This is a genomic window from Pseudomonas sp. GM41(2012) (assembly GCF_000282315.2).
Classification (GTDB): domain Bacteria; phylum Pseudomonadota; class Gammaproteobacteria; order Pseudomonadales; family Pseudomonadaceae; genus Aquipseudomonas.
In genome coordinates, this window is sequence record NZ_AKJN02000008.1 from 257,838 (window position 1) to 278,539 (window position 20,702).

16 protein-coding genes are annotated in these 20,702 nt (G+C 56.4%); 7 read left to right on the forward strand and 9 right to left on the reverse strand.

The features are described 5' to 3' along the window. Position 1 precedes the first annotated feature (1 nt). Complete coding sequence (locus PMI27_RS07090) at positions 2–5,593, forward strand: calcium-binding protein (RefSeq protein WP_008153039.1); 5,592 nt, start codon at positions 2–4, stop codon at positions 5,591–5,593. Between the two features lie 162 nt (positions 5,594–5,755). On the opposite strand, the gene PMI27_RS07085 is transcribed toward PMI27_RS07090, so the two are convergent. Beyond that, the gene (locus PMI27_RS07085; RefSeq protein ID WP_008153041.1) at positions 5,756–6,859 is read right to left on the reverse strand and encodes an enoyl-CoA hydratase/isomerase family protein; all 1,104 of its coding nucleotides are present in this window, start codon (positions 6,857–6,859) and stop codon (positions 5,756–5,758) included. A gap of 132 nt (positions 6,860–6,991) precedes the next feature. On the opposite strand from PMI27_RS07085, the gene ung reads away from it, so the two are divergent. Together ung and PMI27_RS07075 are read left to right on the forward strand one after the other, a co-directional pair. Continuing rightward, entirely contained in the window at positions 6,992–7,687 is a 696-nt protein-coding gene (ung, locus tag PMI27_RS07080; RefSeq protein WP_008153043.1) for a uracil-DNA glycosylase, read from the forward strand. 163 nt (positions 7,688–7,850) lie between these two features. After that, the gene (locus PMI27_RS07075) at positions 7,851–8,294 is read left to right on the forward strand and encodes a hypothetical protein (protein WP_008153045.1); all 444 of its coding nucleotides are present in this window, start codon (positions 7,851–7,853) and stop codon (positions 8,292–8,294) included. Between the two features lie 75 nt (positions 8,295–8,369). On the opposite strand, the gene PMI27_RS07070 is transcribed toward PMI27_RS07075, so the two are convergent. From PMI27_RS07070 to PMI27_RS07050, 5 genes are read right to left on the reverse strand one after another with little or no spacing between them, the layout of a single operon-like run. Then, the gene (locus tag PMI27_RS07070) at positions 8,370–9,410 is read right to left on the reverse strand and encodes an AbrB family transcriptional regulator (protein WP_008153047.1); all 1,041 of its coding nucleotides are present in this window, start codon (positions 9,408–9,410) and stop codon (positions 8,370–8,372) included. After that, a complete protein-coding gene (locus PMI27_RS07065; RefSeq protein ID WP_008153050.1) occupies positions 9,403–10,917 on the reverse strand; it encodes a tripartite tricarboxylate transporter permease in 1,515 nt (504 codons plus the stop codon). Before PMI27_RS07065 ends, PMI27_RS07070 begins: the two co-directional genes overlap by 8 nt. A 1-nt stretch (position 10,918) precedes the next feature. Beyond that, positions 10,919–11,377 carry a tripartite tricarboxylate transporter TctB family protein gene (locus tag PMI27_RS07060; RefSeq protein WP_008153053.1) on the reverse strand — a complete coding sequence of 153 codons (459 nt, stop codon included), beginning with the start codon at positions 11,375–11,377 and terminating at the stop codon, positions 10,919–10,921. A gap of 59 nt (positions 11,378–11,436) precedes the next feature. Beyond that, positions 11,437–12,414: a Bug family tripartite tricarboxylate transporter substrate binding protein gene (locus tag PMI27_RS07055; protein WP_008153054.1), complete on the reverse strand. Its 978-nt coding sequence runs from the start codon at positions 12,412–12,414 to the stop codon at positions 11,437–11,439. Positions 12,415–12,453: 39 nt separating this feature from the next. Further along, entirely contained in the window at positions 12,454–13,746 is a 1,293-nt protein-coding gene (locus PMI27_RS07050) for an OprD family porin (RefSeq protein WP_008153057.1), read from the reverse strand. 233 nt (positions 13,747–13,979) lie between these two features. Between PMI27_RS07050 and PMI27_RS07045 the strand changes: the two genes are divergently transcribed. Beyond that, positions 13,980–14,651 (forward strand): response regulator, encoded by a 672-nt coding sequence (locus PMI27_RS07045; RefSeq protein WP_008153060.1) that lies wholly within the window; start codon positions 13,980–13,982, stop codon positions 14,649–14,651. Then, positions 14,644–16,029, forward strand: a complete 1,386-nt coding sequence (locus tag PMI27_RS07040; protein ID WP_008153063.1) for a sensor histidine kinase — start codon at positions 14,644–14,646, stop codon at positions 16,027–16,029. The genes PMI27_RS07045 and PMI27_RS07040 overlap by 8 nt, the downstream gene beginning before the upstream one ends. Before the next feature lie 120 nt (positions 16,030–16,149). Here the strand turns inward: PMI27_RS07040 and PMI27_RS07035 are convergent, their stop codons facing one another. After that, entirely contained in the window at positions 16,150–16,971 is an 822-nt protein-coding gene (locus tag PMI27_RS07035) for an HDOD domain-containing protein (RefSeq protein WP_008153066.1), read from the reverse strand. Between the two features lie 34 nt (positions 16,972–17,005). Then, the gene (ygfZ, locus tag PMI27_RS07030; protein ID WP_008153069.1) at positions 17,006–17,947 is read right to left on the reverse strand and encodes a CAF17-like 4Fe-4S cluster assembly/insertion protein YgfZ; all 942 of its coding nucleotides are present in this window, start codon (positions 17,945–17,947) and stop codon (positions 17,006–17,008) included. 149 nt (positions 17,948–18,096) lie between these two features. Between ygfZ and PMI27_RS07025 the strand changes: the two genes are divergently transcribed. Then, positions 18,097–18,351 (forward strand): FAD assembly factor SdhE, encoded by a 255-nt coding sequence (locus PMI27_RS07025; RefSeq protein WP_007944081.1) that lies wholly within the window; start codon positions 18,097–18,099, stop codon positions 18,349–18,351. Then, positions 18,335–18,787, forward strand: coding sequence for a protein YgfX (locus PMI27_RS30715; RefSeq protein WP_081757433.1), 453 nt, complete (start codon positions 18,335–18,337; stop codon positions 18,785–18,787). Before PMI27_RS07025 ends, PMI27_RS30715 begins: the two co-directional genes overlap by 17 nt. Here PMI27_RS30715 and nadB read toward each other — a convergent pair. Continuing rightward, positions 18,756–20,372: an L-aspartate oxidase gene (gene nadB / locus PMI27_RS07020; RefSeq protein WP_008153071.1), complete on the reverse strand. Its 1,617-nt coding sequence runs from the start codon at positions 20,370–20,372 to the stop codon at positions 18,756–18,758. The two genes, PMI27_RS30715 and nadB, sit on opposite strands and share 32 nt — an antisense overlap. Positions 20,373–20,702 lie beyond the last annotated feature (330 nt).

The window sequence follows — 20,702 nt, forward strand, 5'->3', positions numbered from 1 at the left end:
AATGAGCTATGTTTTTAATGATTCAGAGAAAAGGAAAATTTTCGATGCTGTCAGTAAGTGCGATGGGATGGTATTTGAACCGAAAAGAAAATTTTATGATGCGGTAGCGATAGAGGGGCGAAATTGTGCACCTTTCTATCAGGCGTTATCAGATATTATTGGTGAGAAACTTTCTGGGCGAGATTTTTTCGATTCACATGTCAAGGGTACGTTAAAGAGTGCCAAATTGTGGCTTGATGTGGCGATTGATGCCAATGGAGGGCGCGGTGCTTACTCTGCTTTGATCCGTGCTTATACGGTACGGCAAGGACAATTGAGGTTGAATGAAAAGTTTAGTGCAGAGTTGATGCAGGAGTCATCTAATGGGGTGGCAGTCAATTTCGTTAACTCTCTGATACACGGATCAGTAATAGATGATTTGGATCCGTGGACAGTGCCTTTAATTAGTCAGATCGCTTCCATCGACGCAAGAGCCGTTGGTGAAATATTGTTCAGGCGGAAGATTGGTAAAGAAGACACTGCCTCAAGTCGTAATTCAGGATGGTCGGGCACAATCGCCTTTAGCCTGTTGGGTGGGGAGTTTCCCCATGAAACGTGGAGGTTAATATCGGCAGGTGATCCCGGATCGGAAATAAAAGGCAGTCATGAACAAGCAAAGGTTAATAGAATCGATGATTTCAAGAACATCCTGTTTGCCATAGACTCATACAGTGTGGCGCTTGAAGCGGTGATCAAAAATTTTGGCAGGAATATTTTTGAGAGCTTGTTTTCAGTTGTGCCAGAGCAGATAAATGTGGCGCTTAGTAGTGGGAGTGTTAATCCGTTAATCCAGTATGTGGTTAAAGGCACGCCTATTTCGCCAGTGGTTAATCTGATATTAAGATACGGCGTGAATGCCTTTTTTGACATGTTTAGACGAACCTACGAAGGTGACGCTACTTTTACGGCGACTACGGATGAAACGTTTGCTGCTAACGCCTATACATTTTTCTCATCGCTATCACCGAGTCAATCCCAAAGCATTGTTGCCAAGACGATTGGGGAGTACGGCAGCGCTTCGGAGTGGGGCGTACTAGCCGCCGCGGATACGTCTACCGGGCAGGCGTTACGTAACTCTCTCAAACACCTGAGTGAAATAGTTATAGAAAGAGGCGAAGATTTTTCAGGTCATGGTCTGGAACTCTATGACCCGAAAACTGGCGAAGGTGCCATTACTGAACAATGGCTATTTGATCGCGCAGATATGTTAGGCCGCCTGATAGCCAGTGCCAACGGATCATTCGGTGAAAACACGGCTCAGAAGTTCTCTTACTCAGATCTAGCATCAGGTAAACAAGCGCCAATGACTACAGGGGTTTCAAATCCGCTGGTTATGTTTGGTGATGAGGGAAGCCGTTCGTTCAGCGGTGGAACAAACATCGACCATCTCTATGGTGGGGCGGGCAATGACACGATCAACGGCCTGGACGGACATGATCATATTGAAGGTGATCATGGTAACGACTCGTTAACCGGCGGAGACGGGAATGATGCGCTGCACGGGATGTCCGGTGATGATGTATTAGTGGGGGGTAAAGGTAACGATATTCTGATTGGCGGTGCAGGCAATGATCGATATGAATTTTCGAGTGGCGATGGAGTCGATCAGATTTTCGATTTGAACGCCGATGGTCAGATACTTATAAATGGCCTTCCGATTCCCCTCCCTAAACGTAGTGGTCCTCTGAGCAATACCTGGATTACTGAAGATGGCACTATTATTTTAACCCTCATCGAAGAATTCTCTGGAAGTACACTTACTATCAAACACGGTCAGAATGACGTGATTCTTATTAAACACTACACGCCAGGAAAGTTGGGTATTCGGCTCCCTGATTACGAAGGTAAACCCTTGTCAGGCTCCGATCTAATCGTCGTGGGCGATTGGAAAGCAAAAGATATCGACCCGAATGTTCCCGGTGATCAGTTCTCTTACGATGAGTTGGGGAACGTTTTGGTGCGAGAGGTTAAGCAGAGAAATAAGGCCGACTCGCTTTACGGATCGCCGAACGACGACGTCATTATTGGGCTTGGTGGTTCTGATCGGTTATTCGGTAAAGCTGGAAATGACCGGTTGTTTGGAGATAAGCAATCAACAATCGAACAAGCGTTGGCTGATGGAGACCTTCGCGGGAAGGATAGTCGTGGCGATTGGCTTGATGGGGGACAGGGAGATGATCTACTTGTGGGCACCGGGTCCCGAGACGTGCTGCTCGGCGGCATCGGTCGAGATACGCTAATTGGAGGCGCCGGCGATGACAATTTATCCGGTGATGATGTGACCGGTGTGTTGGAGAAAAACTGGAATTTTAAAAGGGTTGACGTTCCGCTCGGTAAGGGGGGCGTCAGCATGCGAAACGTGTATGCCAAAGCGTCCCTCAGCAACCCATTGGAGGGTGGCAATGACATTCTTTACGGTCAAGGTGGCCGGGATTTTATCAATGGCGGCTGGGGGGACGATTTGCTCGATGGCGGAACTGAAAACGATGTCCTGAGCGGCGATGGGGGAAATGACACGCTTAGTGGCGGGGACGGCAACGACACATTGGCGGGAGACAACCTTGATTGGGCTGGTGGTCTCCAAAGCAGACACCACGGCAACGATTTGTTGGTTGGGGGGGATGGCAATGATGAACTTGCTGGAAACGGTGGTAGCGATGTGTTGTACGGCGGAATGGGTAACGATGATTTAAAAGGAGATGACCCTGTATTGCGGGGTATTGAGGGTGATGCCGCAAATTATTTTGGTAACGATTTTCTTGATGGTGGTGCCGGTGACGACACCCTTCAAGGTGGCGGTGCTGATGATTCACTTTATGGCGGTGCAGGTAACGATAATTTATCTGGCGATTACATCGATCACCCAGCTCGTCACCACGGTAACGATTTTCTTGATGGCGGTGTTGGTGATGACTCGCTTTTCGGCATGGGTGGCTCCGATACGTTGATAGGGGGGCAAGGGAATGACGCCTTGGATGGAGATGAGCACAACCTGAAAGCGGGAGTAACTAATGATGACTACATTCAAGGAAATGAAGGAAACGACACGCTCTGGGGAGGCTTGGGCGCCGATACGCTTTATGGAGGTGCTGATAATGACTTCTTGCTGGGTGATTATGAACAAACGCCCGAAACAGAACATGGTGCAGATTATCTTGATGGAGGTTCAGGGAACGACACTCTGTTAGGCGGTGGTGGAAACGACACGTTATATGGTGGTGCAGGTGTGGACTATCTTCGCGGTGGCCCCGGCAATAACGTTTTTGGAGGAGGCATCGGCAACGACTATCTGGATGGGCAAGACGGTGATGATACTTATTATTTCGGTGCCGGTGATGGTCTCGACGTTATCGCAGATGCAGGCGGAAATAACGTCATAAAATTTGGATCTGGATTTACTGCGGATAGTTTAAAGGCTGACATCATTGTTGTTGATATTGGGCCGGTGTTACGGCTGTCAAATGGTTCAGGTGACGCCATTCTGATCCGTAACTTTGAAAAATGGCAAAATTCATCATTTAGTTTCAGTGACGGGGATACTTTAAATTTTCAGGATGTTATGAAAATAGTCCAGCGACCGGCAGACGTTTCGCCTTTGGCAGAAACATCTCTGGTAGGTGGTGCAGACGGAAGTAGCGTCGAGGTTACAGATAGCCATAGTGTTACGGAGCAATCTGGAGATAATGACAATTCTAATGGGGCGGCGGGCACCAATAACGCCGCGGCCGATACTCCTCGCCTTGAAGGTGATAGTGGAAAACTGTGGGGCGAAGAGTTTCTGGCGAATATGAAAAAGCGCCGCTCGGCATTGTTACTGGCATCGGGGTTCGTGCTAAATGCTCAGGGCGCCTGGAGTAAAAACCATATTACTGATGATGAGTACGGCTATCACGAACAAACTAATTTAATGCTTGAAAGCTTCCAGGCAGGAACATTGTCGGAAACCCCGGATCGAATGAGTCTTGTTCCTGGTAGAGCAGTACTCAGTGTGAGATCCGCAAATACAACGTCCCGCACTGAGTCAATACCTTCAGCGGTAGGCGGGCTGAAATATACGCCAAAACAAGAGCCGCAATACTATCCCTCTGGCTCAAGCTATAGTGGATTTGCTTTAAGTGCTGGTGAAGTTGTCGTCGAAAATAAAAGCGTCACAGGTGTCGTTCAAGGTTGGTATGTTTATCCTGCTGGAAGCTTTGAAAATGGTGCGGTTAGTTATAAGCAGTTCAGATGGGATGTCACGACTGAAACCATTAAGCACCAAGTTGTTCAGGGCGATGATGCAGGCGGTAGAGTAAATCTCGAAGGTGGCAATATTTTCCATGGCGGGACGGGCGATGATTTAGTAGTCACCTGTAAGGATCCCGACGTTTATTATGGTGAGCATGAAGGTAAGACACCCGGCGCGTTTCTTTCAGGCGGGGCAGGAAACGATACGCTACTTGGATCAGATGGTGCAGATTATTTAATCAGTGGTTCAGGGCATGATTGGCTTTACGGTGAGGAGGGACCTGACACTTATATAATAGGCGCGCATGCTGGAGCGACTACCATTGTTGCGGATATATTAAGCCCTGTTTTTCACCGTCCTGAAGTTGGGGTTGCTGGGTGGAAATCTGAGTTCGGACTAGACGATACTGATACCGTTAGACTTCCGGATGGGATAATTCTTGAGCAGTTGCAATTAAGCTGGGGTGCCGTATTGGTTGAAGCGGTCAATATAGAGCTATCACCAGAACCACAGCGCGGCACCTATCGCAGTCCACCCCGAGGGCTGATGCTGTACTCAACGCTGGATATTTCCTGGGGTAAGGAACAACAAGTTCGTATTGTATTGCCGAATGCAAGTGATCTTGGTGGTTCTGGTATTGAGGTTATAAAGTTTGCAGATGGTGCGACCATTCGCTTGGAACAGCTTATCGCTAACAGCAAATTAGGCCCTGCTCCTGATAATTACCACGGTGGCGTTTTTGTGGCGGGTGCTCCTTTGGTCAGATCTTCTCGTGATAATAAAGCGCTTCCTCTCGTTGGTGGTCGAGGTGATGACACTTTGAGTGGGGCAGGTGAGATAAGAGGCATGCAGGGAGATGACTCGATTTCGGGCGGTCCAGGAGACGATGTTCTTTGGGGAGGACCGGGTGACGACACTCTAGCAGGTGGCTCGGGCAATGACGTTTACAAATATGACGGGCTGGGAAGAGATTTGATCGTTAATGCATCTGGCGGTATTGATGGAATCGATTTTACGGATTTCGATGCATCCATCCAACAGCTGAAATTTCACCGCGATAATGATGATCTCGTCGTAGTGGTGAATTATGGTTCGTCTCCGAAGATACGAGTGGTTAATCATTTTTCAGGAGGCGATGCTGCGATAAGTTTTATAAGAGTACAAGGAGTTGACAGAACTCCTCAAGATTACACTGCGGATCAACTTGTTGAGCTTCTACACGCTTTGCCCCCGCTAAGGGATGTGGAAGACATCTTGTTGCGTAATGACGATGAAGCGTTGCAGGCCGTGAAGGAAATAATGCAATTTTATGAGCTTAACGGTTAATTATTACTTCGATGCCAAACAGGTGATGACTACAAACAATTCCTCCGCTTGCGGTAAGAGGCTCGTGCCGGAAATAGGGTAGGAACGAAGTGCAGTAGCATGGCTTGCCCGCGATAAGGCCTTGAGATAGCCATCGCGGGCAATGCCCCGATTTCAGTATTCCTACAGATCGGCCAGAGGATGCCGGCCTTCCCAGGCCTTGTGGAAATGCGCTTCTACCACCGCATCCGGCAGGTTATTGATGTCTGGCCAGTGCCAATGCGGTTTTTGATCCTTGTCGATCAACCGTGCGCGCACGCCTTCGCTGAACTCAGGATGACGGCAGCAGTTGAGGCTCATGGTGTATTCCATCTGAAAGACTTGAGCCAGCGACATGTGCCGGGCGCGGGCGATCTGTTCCCACACTAGATGAGCGGTCAGGGGCGAGCCTTCGCTCATGGTTTTCGCGGCACGGCTGAGCAGCAGATCCGTGCTGTCACGCAGCTGGCTGATGGCCTTCCAGGCGCAGCGCACGTCACTGACATCCAGCAGCTCATCGATCTGCTGGCGTCGTGGCAGCCACTGGGCTTCGGGCATTTGCGCGATGGCTTCCTGCTGCAAGGCCTTGAGCAGGCTGTTCAGCTGCATCGGCGTCTGTTCCTGCCAGTTCAACTGCAGAAGGCCTTCCATCAGCTCTTCCTGCTGTTCATCGAGCAGGAAACGGTCGGCCAGGTCCAGATCGATCGCATCGCGACCGTTTATATGGGCGCCGGTCAGGCCGAGAAACAATCCGAGCTTGCCGGGCAGACGCGACAGAAACCAACTGGCCCCGACATCCGGGTACAAACCGATGCTGATCTCCGGCATCGCCAACCGGCTGCTCGGCGTAACAATTCTAATGCCCGCCCCTTGCAGCAGCCCCATGCCGCCGCCGAGCACATAGCCATGCCCCCAGCAGATCAGCGGTTTAGGATAAGTGTGCAGATTGAAGTCCAGGCGATATTCCGCCGCAAAGAAATGCGCGGCCAGCGGCGGCACTTCGCCAGGATGGGCACGACAGGCTTCCACCAGGCTGCGGACTTCGCCACCGGCGCAAAAGGCTTTGGCACCGTTGCCGCGCAGCACGACGCAGACGATTTGTGGCTCTTTGGCCCAGACGTCCAGTTGATCGCGCAAGGCGTTGATCATCGGCAAGGACAGGGCATTGAGGGACTTTTCGGCATCCAGGCTGGCGACTCCGATGCGTGCGCCGTCGGTGCCAGTGAGTTCTTCGAAGTGCAGATTCATCGTGACCTCGATCGGGAATTTGAGCGTTCAGTATGATCGCTATGTAGGAAAGTGCCGGATCTGCGTCAGATCAATTGACAAGCGTGATGGGCTTTCCTAGGGTTCGCCCCATTGTTTTTGCCGGATGTAACCATGACTGCTGACGACCGTATCAAACTCGAACCGAGCTGGAAGGAGGCACTGCGTGCCGAATTCGACCAGCCCTACATGGCAGAGTTGCGCAACTTCCTGCAAGAGGAGCGCGCGGCCGGCAAGGAAATCTACCCGCCAGGACCGATGATTTTCAACGCGCTCAATTCGACGCCGCTGGATAAAGTCAAAGTCGTCATCCTCGGCCAGGACCCGTACCACGGTCCGGGACAGGCCCACGGCTTGTGCTTTTCAGTGCAACCGGGCGTGCCGGCGCCGCCGTCGCTGGTGAATATCTATAAGGAGTTGAAGCGCGATCTGAACATCGACATCCCGACCCACGGTTGCCTGCAAAGCTGGGCTGACCAGGGCGTGCTGATGATCAACACCACCATGACCGTTGAACGCGCCAACGCCAACGCCCACGCGGGCAAAGGCTGGCAACACTTTACCGATCGGATTATCGAAGTGGTCAGCGAACACCAGCCACACTTGGTGTTCCTGCTGTGGGGCGCGCATGCCCAGAGCAAGCAGAAACTGATCGATGCCACCAAGCATCTGGTGCTGACGTCGGTGCATCCGTCACCGCTGTCCGCCTATCGCGGCTTTCTTGGGTGCGGGCATTTCAGCCGAACCAATAAGTTTCTTGAGCAGAATGGTGAAACACCGATTGAGTGGCGGTTGCCGCCGGTTATGTAACGATCACCACCAGCCAAAGAGCCGTTCGTCAGATATCACCTGATACCTGTTATTTCTGACAGTAGACGTGATAGGGCACCATCTGTTTAATTGATCTTCGACGGGCTTGCACTCTTGCACTAGTGAAGCTCTATCGGGTTTGTTAATTGAACAGGAGTTCGTTATGAATAAGCTGGAACGCGAAGAAATAAACGCCTTACCAAAACAAACAGGAAGCTTATCTGCGAAAACAACGCGCTGGCCCACTTCCGATCCTCGAAATACTATCGACACGCACGATGTATTTTTTCGCGACTACATGCCAGATTATTATGATGTGGGCGGCCGAGTTGAAGGGGATGATTACTTCACCTCGGTGATCTTTGAGATTCCGAAAAATGTTCAAAGTGGAGAACACGATGTCGGACAGGGCGGGATTGATGCCCGGTACTATGTTCTCGTGGGCGAGGAGGAGGAGTCCTACAGGGCTGTAAGTGGGAAAATAAAACTCTCCGTCAAATCTGAAGGCATTCATTTCGAGGCCGAGGATTTTCACTTCGTAGGCCGTAGAGGAAGTGCCGGCAAGACTGTTGAACTCATTTTGGGGAAATTCAGTATCTCGCGGTGATACTCCAGAAGTGCTCCAAGGCAATACTCTCTCCAAGAGTGGGGCACTTCTTTCCTTTAACTAAAAACAAAATCCTCACGGCCGTTCTGGCGTCCTGCTCCAATACTTGAACAACGGCTCCGCCAGAAACAACACAAACAACAACCGCATCACTTGCATCGCCGTCACCAGCGGCACTGACAACTGCAACGTCTCTGCCGTCAGGCTCATCTCCGCAATCCCGCCGGGCATCATGCCTAACGTCAGCGAACGCAAATCCAGATGCGTCAGCGCACTCAACCCCAATGCTGCCAGCGTGGCGATCAACATGGTCAAAACTGTGCCAATCAACGTCCGGCCCATAAAAGAAGGCGCACGCCGGAAAAACTGCCGATTGAAGTGACACCCCAACCCGCTGCCAATCAACCATTGGCCGATCTGGCTGCCGCCGTTGGGCAAACTGATGTGCAGGTCCCAGCCAATGCTTACCGCCGCACTCACCAGCAACGGACCGAACAGCCATGGATTGGGTTGACGCAGACGCTCCCAGAGCCAGGCGGCGAGGGCGCCCGCGGGGAATAGAAGTGCCAGCCAGCGCCAGTCAACGGAAGTGGCATGGGACAGCGGTGCTCCGTCACCCAGCAAATACTTGAACGCCGCCGGTACACACAGCACCACCACCAACACCCGCAGACTTTGCCCCGCCGCCACACGACTGAGCACAGCGCCGTTACGCGCGCCGAGGTTGACCATCTCCCCGGAGCCGCCCGGCATGCTGGAAAAGAAAGCTGTGGCGCGATCCTCACCGGTACGCCGCATCAACCAGACCCCGACCACGGCCGAGAGGCTGGTGACCAATGCACCGAAGAAGATCAGACCGAAGTGGCTCAGGACCTGCTCCATCACCACCGGGGTGAAGTGCAGGCCGATGCCGATGCCGACAATCCACTGGCCGCACTTGCGGCCGCCAGGGATTTCCGCCAATTGCCAAGGTGTCAGGCAACGCACCAGGATGATCGCCAACAATGAGCCGACCATCCACGGCAGTGGCCAGCCAATCTGGCTGGCCAGGTAACCGCCCAGTAGACCGACCAGCGGAGTTCCCCACCAGGCGTTGAAGGGTGTTCGATCAGACATCGGCGATAACGCGCCGGGCGACCGAACGTTTGCGCCAGATTCGCAGGATCGGCATGAGCAGCATGATTGCGGTCAGCACCCAGACACCGAAGGTGATCGGGCTGGACCAGAGGATTTCCAGTGCGCCGTTGGAAATCGACAGGGCACGACGCAGGTTCTGCTCCATCAGGCCGCCGAGAATGAAGCCCAACAGAACCGGCGACAACGGGAAATCCAGCTTGCGCAGGATGTAGCCGAAGATGCCGATGCCGATCATCAGGAACAAGTCGAAGGTGGTGGCATGCACTGCGTAGACGCCGATCCCGGTGATGATCGCAATCACTGGCACCAGCGCCCAGTTCGGCACGGCCAGGATGCGCGTGAAGATGCGGATCATCGGGATGTTGAGGATCACCAGCATGATGTTGGCGATGAACAACGAAGCGATCAGGCCCCAGACAATGTCCGGTTGCTGCTGGAACAACAGCGGGCCCGGGGTGATGTTGTACAGCGACAGCGCGCCGATCATCACCGCCGTGGTACCGGAACCTGGAACGCCGAGCGTCAGCATCGGCACCAGGGCACCGCAGGCTGCGCCGCCGATGGCGGTTTCCGGCGCCGCGAGGCCACGCATGTCGCCTTGTCCGAACGTGCCATTGGCGCCGGCGATACGTTTTTCGGTCATGTAGGCCACGGCACTGGCCAGTGTTGCGCCGGCACCCGGCAGAACGCCCATGATGAAACCGAGCAGGCCACAACGGATGTTCACCACGAACACCGACGACGCTTCCTTGAAGTTGAACATCATCCGGCCGGTCGCTTTCACCGCTTCCTGGCCGCGATGGGTTTTTTCCAGCAGCAGAAGGATTTCACTGATGGAGAACAAGCCCAATACCAGCACAACGAACTGAATGCCGTCGGTCAAGTGGATGTTGTCCCCGGTGAAACGGTACACGCCGCTGTTGGCATCGATCCCGACGGTCGACAAAAACAAACCGATCAGCGCGGCGATAAAAGTCTTCAGTGGTCGATCACCGGCCATGCCGCCGAGGCAGACAATCGCGAACACCATCAGCACGAAATACTCTGCCGGTCCAAAGGCAATCGCCCATTTCGCCAGCAGCGGGGCGAACAGCACCATGCCGCAAGTCGCGATGAACGCACCGATGAACGAACTCCACGCCGACAGCGACAACGCTACACCCGCCAGACCCTTGCGAGCCATCGGGTAACCGTCGAGGGTGGTCATGACGGTGGAGGCTTCGCCCGGAATGTTCAGCAGGATCGAGCTGATCCGGCCGCCGTATTCACAACCCAGGTACACCGCCGCCAGCAGGATCAGCGCCGACTCCGGCGGCAGACCGAGGGCGAACGCAATCGGAATCAGCAATGCCACGCCGTTGATCGGGCCCAGGCCTGGCAACAGCCCGACGACGGTGCCGATCAGGGTGCCGCACAGCGCGGTCACCAGGTTGTACGGGCTCAGCGCGACGCCGAAACCCTGACCCAAATAGCCAAGAGTATCCATATCAGTTCTCCAGAACGTCGAGCACGCCCAGCGGCAGTGGCACGTCCATCACCTTGTCGAACAGCAGATAAAGACCGATAGCCATCAGGCTGATGATCACCGTGCTGGGTAGCCAGCGGCCGCCATACAGGCGTGCCATAGGGATTCCAATCAGAATGCTGGCGACGATGAAACCAAGGGGTTCGAAGCTCCCGGCGAACACCAGCAACAGCAACACGCAGAAGCCGATTTTGGTCAGGGTTTCACGGTCGAGTTTCGGGTCGTCGTCACTGTGCACGATCGGTGTCGGACGAAACACCATGTACAACAGACCAAGGCCCATCAGGCCGAGCATCAATAGCGGAAAGGCTCGGGGCCCCACCGGTTCGTAGGAAAAAGCCGCTTGATACGGCCACGCCATCAGCGCCAGGCCAACACAGACCAGCAACAGCGCCGAAGCAAAAATGCGTTGTAAGAGCATGAGAAACTCCTGTGCCGCGGCCCCGCAGAACGGGGGCCGCAGCCGCTAGACAGAGGCGATCACTGAATCAGGCCGAACTCTTTGGCCAGCACTTTGTAGTCGGCGACCTGCTTCTTCACGTAGGTGTCCAGCTCCGGGCCGGTCATGGCGAACGGGAACAGTTCACGCTGATCGCGCAACTTGGCGAACTCTTCAGAAGCCAGCAGTTTGTCGAAAGCGTCTTTCCACCAGGCGTAGTCTTCATCGCTGACTTTTGGCCCGAGGTAGAAGCCGCGAACCACTGGCCAGACGATGTCGTAGCCTTGCTCTTTGGCGGTCGGAATGTCTTTCATTTCCGGCTCGTCCAGGCGCTTCTCGGAGAACACGGCCAGCAGGCGCATGTCGCCGCTCTGGATGTGCGGCATGGAGTCGGAGATGTCGGTGCTGCCGACCTGGATGTGGCCGCCGAGCAGGGCGGTGGCGATTTCACCGCCGCCTTCGAGGGCGACGTAACGCAGGTCGCGCGGGTTGATTCCGGCAGCCTTGGCGATCAGGGCGGTCTGCATCCAGTCCTGGCTGCCAACGGTGCCGCCGGAGCCGATCACCACTTTGCTCGGATCTTTCTTCAACGCCTGAACCAGATCGTCCAGGGTCTTGTAAGGCGAATCGCTTTTCACCGCGATGGCGCCATAGCTTGTTCCAACGGCGGCCAGCCAGCGCACGGCGCTTTCATCAAAACGGCCGAACTTGCCTTGGGCCAGGTTCAACAGCGAACCGCTGGACCACGCCACCAGCGTGCCGGCATCGGCCGGACGCTGGGCGACCACTGCGTTGTACGCCACCGCGCCGACACCGCCGGGCATGTAGGTCACGCGCATCGGTTTGGTCAGCAGTTTCTGATTCACCAGCGCGCTTTGCGCCAGCTTGCAGGTCAGGTCGAAACCGCCGCCGGGCGAGGCCGGGGCGATGCATTCCGGGCGTTTGGGTTCGGCGAGCAATTGGCCGGCGAACAGCAGGGCGCTGGCGGTGAGAGCAACTTTACGCAGTGATAAGTTCATTCAAGTCTCCTGGGGAGTTGTTGTTATAGGTTTACTGAATTACCAAAGGGCAACGCTATAGCTCACCAGCAGACGCACTTCATCGGCATCGCGAGCGGAGTAGTTGGAGCGGTAAGTGGCATTACGCAGGCGCACGGCGACATCCTTGAGCGCGCCGCTTTGTACGACGTATTTGATTTCGGTGTTGCGTTCCCACTCTTTGCCTTCGTCACCGTTCTTGAGCTTGATGTTGTCACCGCTCAGGTAACGGCTCATGAAACTCAGGCCGGGAATGCCGAGTTTGGCGAAGTCATAGTCGTAGCGCGCCTGCCAGGAGCGTTCTTCGGCGCCGGCAAAGTCGTTGATCTGAACGAAGTTGACCAGGTACGGGTCACTGCCATCGACATAAGGGAACGCGCTGTCGCCGGACATGTGCTGATAGCCGGCGCTGAATTTATGCCCACTCAAGGCGTAGCTCACCAGGCCGTTGAGGGATTTGTTGTCGATCTTGCCGCCACGGGCCGCGCCCTCGTCATCACTGATGGCCAGGCGCAGATCGGTGCCGAAAGTGCCGGGGCCGAACGGTTGCGAAGCGACAACACCGAGGAAGTGCTGGTTGTAGACTTCATCAAGTTGCGCGAAGTGGTAGCTGCCGGTGATCTTGTCCGTGAACTTGTAATCCACGCCGCCAAAATCAAAGTGCTTGCCGGCCACGGTGCCAGCGAAGCGGCTGTTCTTGTTGTTGAGGGCGATGTCCTCGAAGTCGGTGCTGTCGCGGTCCTTGGCTTTCTCCAGACGCCCGCCGGTGAAGGTCAGGTTCTTGATCTCTTTGGAGGTCAGCAGGCCGCCTTCGAAGGTCTGCGGCAGGATGCGTCCGTCGTTGGCCTTGAGGATCGGCAGTTCCGGAATCAGGCTGCCGATTTTAAGTTCCGTGGCGGAGATTTTCACTTTGCCGGTCAGGCCAAGCTTGGAATACTCATTGGCCGCGCGGCCGTCGTCATGGGTTGGCAGCAGGCCGGTGCCGGTGCGGTCGGGACTCGAATCGAGTTTGACCCCCAGCATGCCCAGCGCATCGACACCGAACCCCACGGTGCCGTCGGTGTAACCCGATTGCAGATTGAGCATGAAGCCCTGGGCCCATTCGTCCCGCTTGGATTGCTGGGCGCTGGTACCGTCGCGAAAGTCGCGGTTGAAATACATGTTGCGGGTTTCGAGGGTTGCCGTACTGTCTTCGAAGAAGGCAGCCTGGCTCAACGGCGAAAAGCCGGCGAGGGCGGCGGCACTGGCAAGGGCGGTGTGGCTGAGGCGGGAAAAGCGAGCAGGCGGGCAAGCCTGAGGCTGCATGGACAGCATCTTGAAGTACTCCGTTTATTGTTCTTATTGGCGAAAACGCTTCGAGGCGTTTTTCGTACGCTATGTGCGGTAGCGACGGCAGTCGAAACTGTCCGTGGCTGGACTCTAACCGGCCAACCTTTCGCTAACCTTTCAGAAGACTTTCACGGTTTTCGGGCTTCACAGCGGCGGTTGCGGCTGTAAACTCCGCGCCAAAGAATGGCGTCGGCCATCCCTGAATGAGGTAAGGATCCATGCGTGTTCTGCTCGTCGAAGACCATCTGCAGCTCGCCGAAAGTGTCGCCCAGGCACTCAAGAGCACCGGGCTGACCGTGGATGTGCTGCACGACGGCGTGGCGGCCGACCTGGCGTTGAGCAGCGAGGAATACGCCATGGCGATTCTCGACGTCGGCCTGCCACGCATGGATGGCTTCGAAGTGCTGGCGCGCCTGCGGGCGCGGGGCAAAAACCTGCCAGTGTTGATGTTGACCGCCCGCAGCGACGTCAAGGATCGGGTCCACGGCCTGAACCTTGGCGCTGATGATTACCTGGCCAAACCTTTCGAGCTGACCGAACTCGAAGCCCGGGTCAAAGCCTTGCTGCGCCGCAGTGTGCTCGGCGGTGAACGTCTGCAGCGCTGCGGTGTGCTGGCCTATGACCTGGACACCCGGCGCTTCACCCTCGGCGAAGAGTTGCTGACCCTGACCTCCCGCGAGCAGGCGGTGCTCGAAGCCCTGATTGCCCGTCCCGGTCGGGTGATGAGCAAAGAGCAACTGGCCTCGCAAGTATTCGGACTGGACGAAGAGGCCAGCCCCGACGCCATCGAGATCTATGTCCATCGCCTGCGCAAAAAGCTCGACGGCCAACCGGTCGTCATCGTGACCTTCCGCGGTCTCGGCTACTTGCTGGAAAGCCGCGATGCATAAGCCCAGCAGCCTGCGTTGGCGGTTGCTGTGGAATCTGGCGTTGTTGCTGGTGGTGTTGATGTTGGCCAGTGGTTTGAGCGCTTACTGGAACGGTCGCGAAGCGGCCGACACCGCCTATGACCGGACCTTGTTGGCCTCTGCGAGAACCATCGCTGCGGGCGTCTCCCAGCGTGATGGCTCGCTGAGCGCCGACGTACCGTACGTGGCCCTCGATACCTTCGCCTACGACAGTGCGGGACGGATTTTTTACCTGGTCAATGACATCAATCAGAAGCTGATTTCCGGTTACGAAAACCTTCCGCCACCGCCGCCGGGAACGCCGCGCACCGATGACTATCCGGCACTGGCGCGTTTCTATAACGCCAAGTATCAGGGGCAGAACGTGCGCGTGGTGAGCCTGCTCAAACCCGTGAGCGACCCGAATATGAACGGCATGGCGGAAATCCGCGTGGCGGAAACCGATGAGGCGCGGGTCAGCATGGCACGCAGCCTGGCGGCGGACACGTTGCTGCGTCTGGGCATGCTGGCGATGGGTGCGTTGTTGTTGGTGTGGTTTGCGGTCAGCGCCGCGTTGCGTCCGCTGGAACGCTTGCGCACCGCGGTGGAAGAACGTCAGTCGGACGATCTGCGGCCATTACCGTTGGTGGAAGTGCAACGCGAATTATGGCCGCTGGTGCGCGCGCTCAATCACTTTACCGAGCGCTTGCGCGGGCAGTTCGAGCGTCAGGCGCAGTTCATCGCCGATGCCGCCCATGAGCTGCGTACGCCCCTGGCGGCGCTCAAGGCACGACTGGAGCTGGGTTTGCGCTCGACTGAACCTGAAACCTGGCACAGTACATTGGAAACCGTCGCCCAAGGCACGGACCGTTTGACTCACCTTGCCAATCAATTGCTCTCGCTGGCACGGGTCGAAAACGGTGCCCGGGCCATCGCCGAGGGCGGCGCGCAGTTGCTTGACCTCAGTCAGCTGGCTCGCGAACTCGGCATGGCCATGGCGCCGCTGGCCCATGCACGCGGTGTTGCGCTGGCGCTGGAAGCGGACGAACCGGTGTGGTTGCGCGGCGAGCCAACGCTGTTGAACGAACTGTTGAGCAATCTGGTGGATAACGCGCTGGCGCACACGCCGTCGGGTGGCAACGTGATTCTTCGGGTCACGGCACCGGCCGTGTTGGAGGTCGAGGACGACGGCCCAGGCATTCCTCTTGAAGAGCGCGATCGGGTGTTCGAGCGCTTTTACCGGCGCAACCAGCAGGTGGCCGGTTCAGGGTTGGGACTGGCGATTGTTGGCGAGATCTGTCGCGCACACCTGGCTCAAATCAGCCTGCACGATGGCGAGCAGGCGGGGTTGAAGGTGCGGGTGAGTTTTATTGCTGGGTAGTTTTGTAGTGTCTGGACTGGCCTCATCGCGAGCAGGCTCGCTCCCACACTGAATCTTTGTAATACCGAAGCTCCCTGTGGGAGTGAGCCTGCTCGCGATGAGGCCGCTGCAATTCCTCGATCAATAAAACATCGACCGCGACTCTTCCAGATCGCGGCACATCGCCTCGTTCTCCGGATCAATCCCCAGCTTTTTGAACGCCGGCACGCTGAATACGTCGATACGGGCGAGGGGATGATCGGTGTCCTTGTGGCAATACAGGCTGGCCACTTGCACCAGATCGACATAGTCGACCCGCTCGGACTGTCGATTGAAGTCCAGATAAAGCCCCGGCACCTGTACCAGCATCTCCGGAAACTCCCAGACCCTGAGCAGTTTGTCGCCGAGCAGTGGATGAATGTGATCGATCACATGGTTGAGGCTGACCGGGTCAGCCAGCAGTTCATAGTGATCTTCGGCGTAGGTCAGGATCGGCAACACACCGATCTGATGCACCAGTCCGCCAAGGGCTGCCTGGTCGGGCTTGAGTTGCGTGTACCGGCGGCACAATGCATAGCTGATCCCGGCGATTTCCAGGCTTTTGCGCCAGACATCGCGCATTTTCTGTTCCACCACCTCGGAGCGGGCGTTGAAAATCTGTTCCATGACCAGACCGATGGCCAGGTTGCTGCTGTAATTGACGCCCAATCGAGTGATTGCAGTGTGCAGGTCAGTGACTTCCTGGGTCGCGCGCAACAGCGGGCTATTGACCACTTTGATCAGACGCGCCGACAGCGCGGTATCGCGGCCGATCACTTTGCTCAGGGTGCTGACACTGATTTCCGGGTCTTCGGCGGCCTTGCGAATCTGCAGGGCCACTTCCGGTAACGTTGGCAGAACCAGGTCATCGTTATCGATGGCCTCAACCAAATCCTGTTGGACCTTTTCCGCCAGCTCGCTCATTTCGTTTCTCTAGGTATTGCGACAAATGCTGCTGTTAACGCTGGATTTCGCGATCGCGATCCAGTTCGTAAGGCAGGTCGAGCAGGTGCAGGGCTGGCCCTTCGAGCGCGCCCAGATGGATATCACCCCCGTCCGCTGCTTCGGCTTGCAGCACGGCCAGGAGTTCAATGTTTTGCCCGGCGTTGGCGGCCAGCACCACTTCGCCGATAGAGCTGCCGTGGGTAGGGGAAAACAATGGTGTGCCCGGTTCAGGCAACTCGTTGGCATCCAGTGTCAGGCGATACAAGCGGCGCTTGAGTTTGCCCAGGTACTGCATGCGCGCAACGATTTCCTGGCCGGTGTAGCAACCTTTCTTGAAGCTCACGCCACCTACGGCTTGCAGATTGAGCATCTGCGGGATGAACAGTTCGCGAGTGCTCGGCATGACCTGACCGATCCCTGCGCGGATCTGGCCCAACAGCCATTGATTCAGATCGCCTTCGGCCAACACAGCGGACAGCTTGCCCTTGATAAGGTCGGCCTGGTCGGCGGCGACCCAGAGTTCGGCGCGGTCCGGCGAGACGCGAATGGCGATCAAGCCGTCATTGCGCGCGACACTGTCGGTGTCAGCCGGAAGATCAAGGCCGAGGCTGATCAGTGCCGCATCGCCGTGGTCGATGCCGAAGCGGACCCAGGCTGCACTTTCATCGGTCAGTTTGGACTTGGAAAACACCGCGTACTTTTTCAGGTCCGCCAGTTGCGGTTCCAGCAGTTCGGTGGCCATGGCCATCAGAACGCCGTCGCCTTCCAGCAGGATGCGGAAACTCGACTGCATCCGGCCCTTCTGCGTGCAGCGGGCGCCGAGGCTGGCCTGGGTGTCACTCAGGTAATTGAGGTTGCAGGTCAATTGGCCTTGCAGGAATTTGCCGGCATCCGCGCCGCGTACTGCGAGAACGCCTTCGTGAGACAGGGTGCAGAAAAAAGCAGAATCGGCCATGGGTCATCGCAGTGTAAAGAGTCTGGGGGACATCATAAGGGGGCGCTCTCGAAATGGGTAGTTCACAAAGGATCGTTGGTGGCCGACCAAAGCCGAGTGTTCGACTCCGCCTGGGGCTGTATACTTGCCGCCTATTTGAGGAGCGCTCCATGGTCGAAGATGTTGAACTGAATCGCCTCTACTGGCACAGCCGCCGCGGCATGCTTGAGCTTGACGTGTTGCTGGTACCGTTCGTGAAAGAGGTCTATCCGCACCTCAATGATGTCGACCGCGATTGCTACCGCAAGCTGCTCGAATGCGAAGATCAGGACATGTTCGGCTGGTTCATGGAACGCGCCGAATCGGAAGATCCGGAGCTTCAGCGCATGGTTCGCATGATTCTGGATCGTGTCCAGCCCAAGTAATGCGTTCGAATGCCGCTGGCATGCCTCACGGCAATTGCTGGCGGCGTATCTTCTGGCCCAGCTGTTCGCGCTGGGTTCGCTGTGTCTTCTCTCTCTACCGGTCTGGGCCAGTCTGCTCGGCGCTTTTTGCTGTCTGGCTCACGGCGCTTGGGCGTTACCGCGTCAGATTCTGCTGACACACCCAAGGGCATTTCGCGGCTTGCGTCGCAATGCCGATGGCTGGCAGTTGTGGAATCAGGAGGACGGTTGGCAGTCGGTGCAGTTACGACCGGACAGCCTGGCGCTGCCGTTGCTCGTTGTGCTGCGTTTTCGACTGCGAGACGAGCGGCGGGTCAGATCAATCTGCGTTCCCCGCGACTCGCAGGCGGCGGATCTGCACCGACGCCTGCGGGTTCGGCTCACGTTCAGTCGACGTAGGTGGGCGGAACCAGAATAGTGTCCAGGGCAACCGGCAGCATGTTCGGATAGTCGAGGGTGTAATGCAGGCCGCGACTCTCCTTGCGTTCCATGGCTGACTGAATCATCAGCTCAGCCACTTGGGCCAGGTTACGCAGTTCGATCAAGTCCCGACTGACCTTGTAGTTGCTGTAGAACTCGTCGATTTCATCCAGCAACAGACGTACGCGGTGCTGTGCCCGTTGCAAGCGCTTGTTGGTGCGCACAATGCCGACGTAGTCCCACATGAATCGCCGCAGTTCGTCCCAGTTGTGCGCAATGATCACGTCCTCATCGGAGTCGGTGACCTGGCTCGCATCCCAGACGGGCAGGGCGGTTGGAATCGAAACCTGCGGCAGCTGCTCAAGAATGTCCGCCGCCGCGGAACGCGCGTAAACGAAACACTCGAGTAACGAGTTGCTGGCCATGCGGTTGGCACCGTGCAGGCCGGTGAAGCTGGTTTCGCCAATGGCATAGAGTCCCGGCACGTCGGTGCGACCCTGCTGATCGACCATCACGCCGCCACACGTGTAGTGCGCCGCCGGAACCACTGGAATCGGTTGCTTGGTGATGTCGATGGAGAATTCGAGGCAGCGTTCGTACACCGTCGGGAAGTGAGTCTTGATGAACGCTTCCGGCTTGTGGCTGATGTCCAGATAGACACAATCGACGCCCAGGCGCTTCATTTCATGGTCGATGGCGCGGGCGACGATGTCCCGTGGCGCCAGCTCGGCGCGAGGGTCGAAGCGTTGCATGAAGCGTTCGCCGTTAGGCAGCTTCAGGTGTGCGCCTTCGCCGCGCAGGGCTTCGGTGATCAGGAAACTCTTGGCTTGCGGGTGATACAGGCAAGTGGGGTGGAACTGGTTGAACTCCAGATTCGCCACCCGGCAGCCCGAACGCCAGGCCATGGCAATGCCATCACCGCAGGCGCCGTCGGGGTTGCTGGTATAGAGATAGACCTTTGCCGCGCCGCCCGATGCGAGGATCACAAAGCGAGCGGCGTAGGTGTCGACTTCACCGGTCCCGCGATTGAGGACGTAGGCGCCGAGGCAGCGATCACCTTCAAGGCCCAGGCGCTTTTCGGTGATCAGGTCGACCGCGACCCGCTGCTCCAGCAGTTCGATGTTCGGTCGTTGCCTGGCCTTGTCGAGCAAGGTTCTGAAAATCGCTGCGCCCGTGGCATCGGCGGCATGGATGATGCGCCGATGGCTGTGACCGCCTTCGCGGGTCAGGTGGAACTCGAATCCGCCATCTTCGGTACCGGACTGTTCATCGCGGGTGAAGGGCACACCTTGGTCGATCAGCCATTGAATCGCCTCTTTACTGTGCTCGACGGTAAAGCGCACGGCGTCTTCGTGGCACAGGCCGCCGCCAGCATTGAGGGTGTCATCGACATGTGATTCAACGGTGTCGGTGTCATCCAGGACGGCAGCGACGCCACCCTGGGCCCAGAAAGTCGAGCCATTGGCGAGGTCGCCTTTGCTCAGTACGGCGATGCGCAAATGACCGGGCAAGGTCAGCGCCAGGCTCAAGCCGGCAGCACCGCTGCCAATTACCAGAACATCGTGTTGAAACTGTTGGCTCATTTCAGGATTCCGCTCAAAGCGACCCGGGTCGGGGTTGGCGCAAGACACCTGGATCGGCGAGTCAAGACAGCCACACAGCCCACTAGTATATAGAGGGGGGGAGCGGCACAATAGCGAGCACACATGGCATTGTGAAACTACTGTGACGGAAAATACCTGACGCTTCGTCGGATGGTTTTTCGGCCGGTTCGGCGACAAGACGACTGTATCAGCGATTTAACAGTCTTTTTCTATTCACGGTTGCACAATGTCGGTCTTGCGCAGCTATAAATATTTGGAACTTTTGCCAAAGGCCCAAGATCAATAGACCGTTGCCTGATTCAAGGGACA

Coding starts and splice junctions, on each gene's coding strand:
- PMI27_RS07090 (WP_008153039.1), top strand. CDS start 2: ATGAGCTATGTTTTTAATGATTCAGAGAAAAGGAAAATTTTCGATGCT.
- PMI27_RS07085 (WP_008153041.1), bottom strand. CDS start 6,859: ATGAATCTGCACTTCGAAGAACTCACTGGCACCGACGGCGCACGCATC.
- ung (WP_008153043.1), top strand. CDS start 6,992: ATGACTGCTGACGACCGTATCAAACTCGAACCGAGCTGGAAGGAGGCA.
- PMI27_RS07075 (WP_008153045.1), top strand. CDS start 7,851: ATGAATAAGCTGGAACGCGAAGAAATAAACGCCTTACCAAAACAAACA.
- PMI27_RS07070 (WP_008153047.1), bottom strand. CDS start 9,410: ATGTCTGATCGAACACCCTTCAACGCCTGGTGGGGAACTCCGCTGGTC.
- PMI27_RS07065 (WP_008153050.1), bottom strand. CDS start 10,917: ATGGATACTCTTGGCTATTTGGGTCAGGGTTTCGGCGTCGCGCTGAGC.
- PMI27_RS07060 (WP_008153053.1), bottom strand. CDS start 11,377: ATGCTCTTACAACGCATTTTTGCTTCGGCGCTGTTGCTGGTCTGTGTT.
- PMI27_RS07055 (WP_008153054.1), bottom strand. CDS start 12,414: ATGAACTTATCACTGCGTAAAGTTGCTCTCACCGCCAGCGCCCTGCTG.
- PMI27_RS07050 (WP_008153057.1), bottom strand. CDS start 13,746: ATGCTGTCCATGCAGCCTCAGGCTTGCCCGCCTGCTCGCTTTTCCCGC.
- PMI27_RS07045 (WP_008153060.1), top strand. CDS start 13,980: ATGCGTGTTCTGCTCGTCGAAGACCATCTGCAGCTCGCCGAAAGTGTC.
- PMI27_RS07040 (WP_008153063.1), top strand. CDS start 14,644: ATGCATAAGCCCAGCAGCCTGCGTTGGCGGTTGCTGTGGAATCTGGCG.
- PMI27_RS07035 (WP_008153066.1), bottom strand. CDS start 16,971: ATGAGCGAGCTGGCGGAAAAGGTCCAACAGGATTTGGTTGAGGCCATC.
- ygfZ (WP_008153069.1), bottom strand. CDS start 17,947: ATGGCCGATTCTGCTTTTTTCTGCACCCTGTCTCACGAAGGCGTTCTC.
- PMI27_RS07025 (WP_007944081.1), top strand. CDS start 18,097: ATGGTCGAAGATGTTGAACTGAATCGCCTCTACTGGCACAGCCGCCGC.
- nadB (WP_008153071.1), bottom strand. CDS start 20,372: ATGAGCCAACAGTTTCAACACGATGTTCTGGTAATTGGCAGCGGTGCT.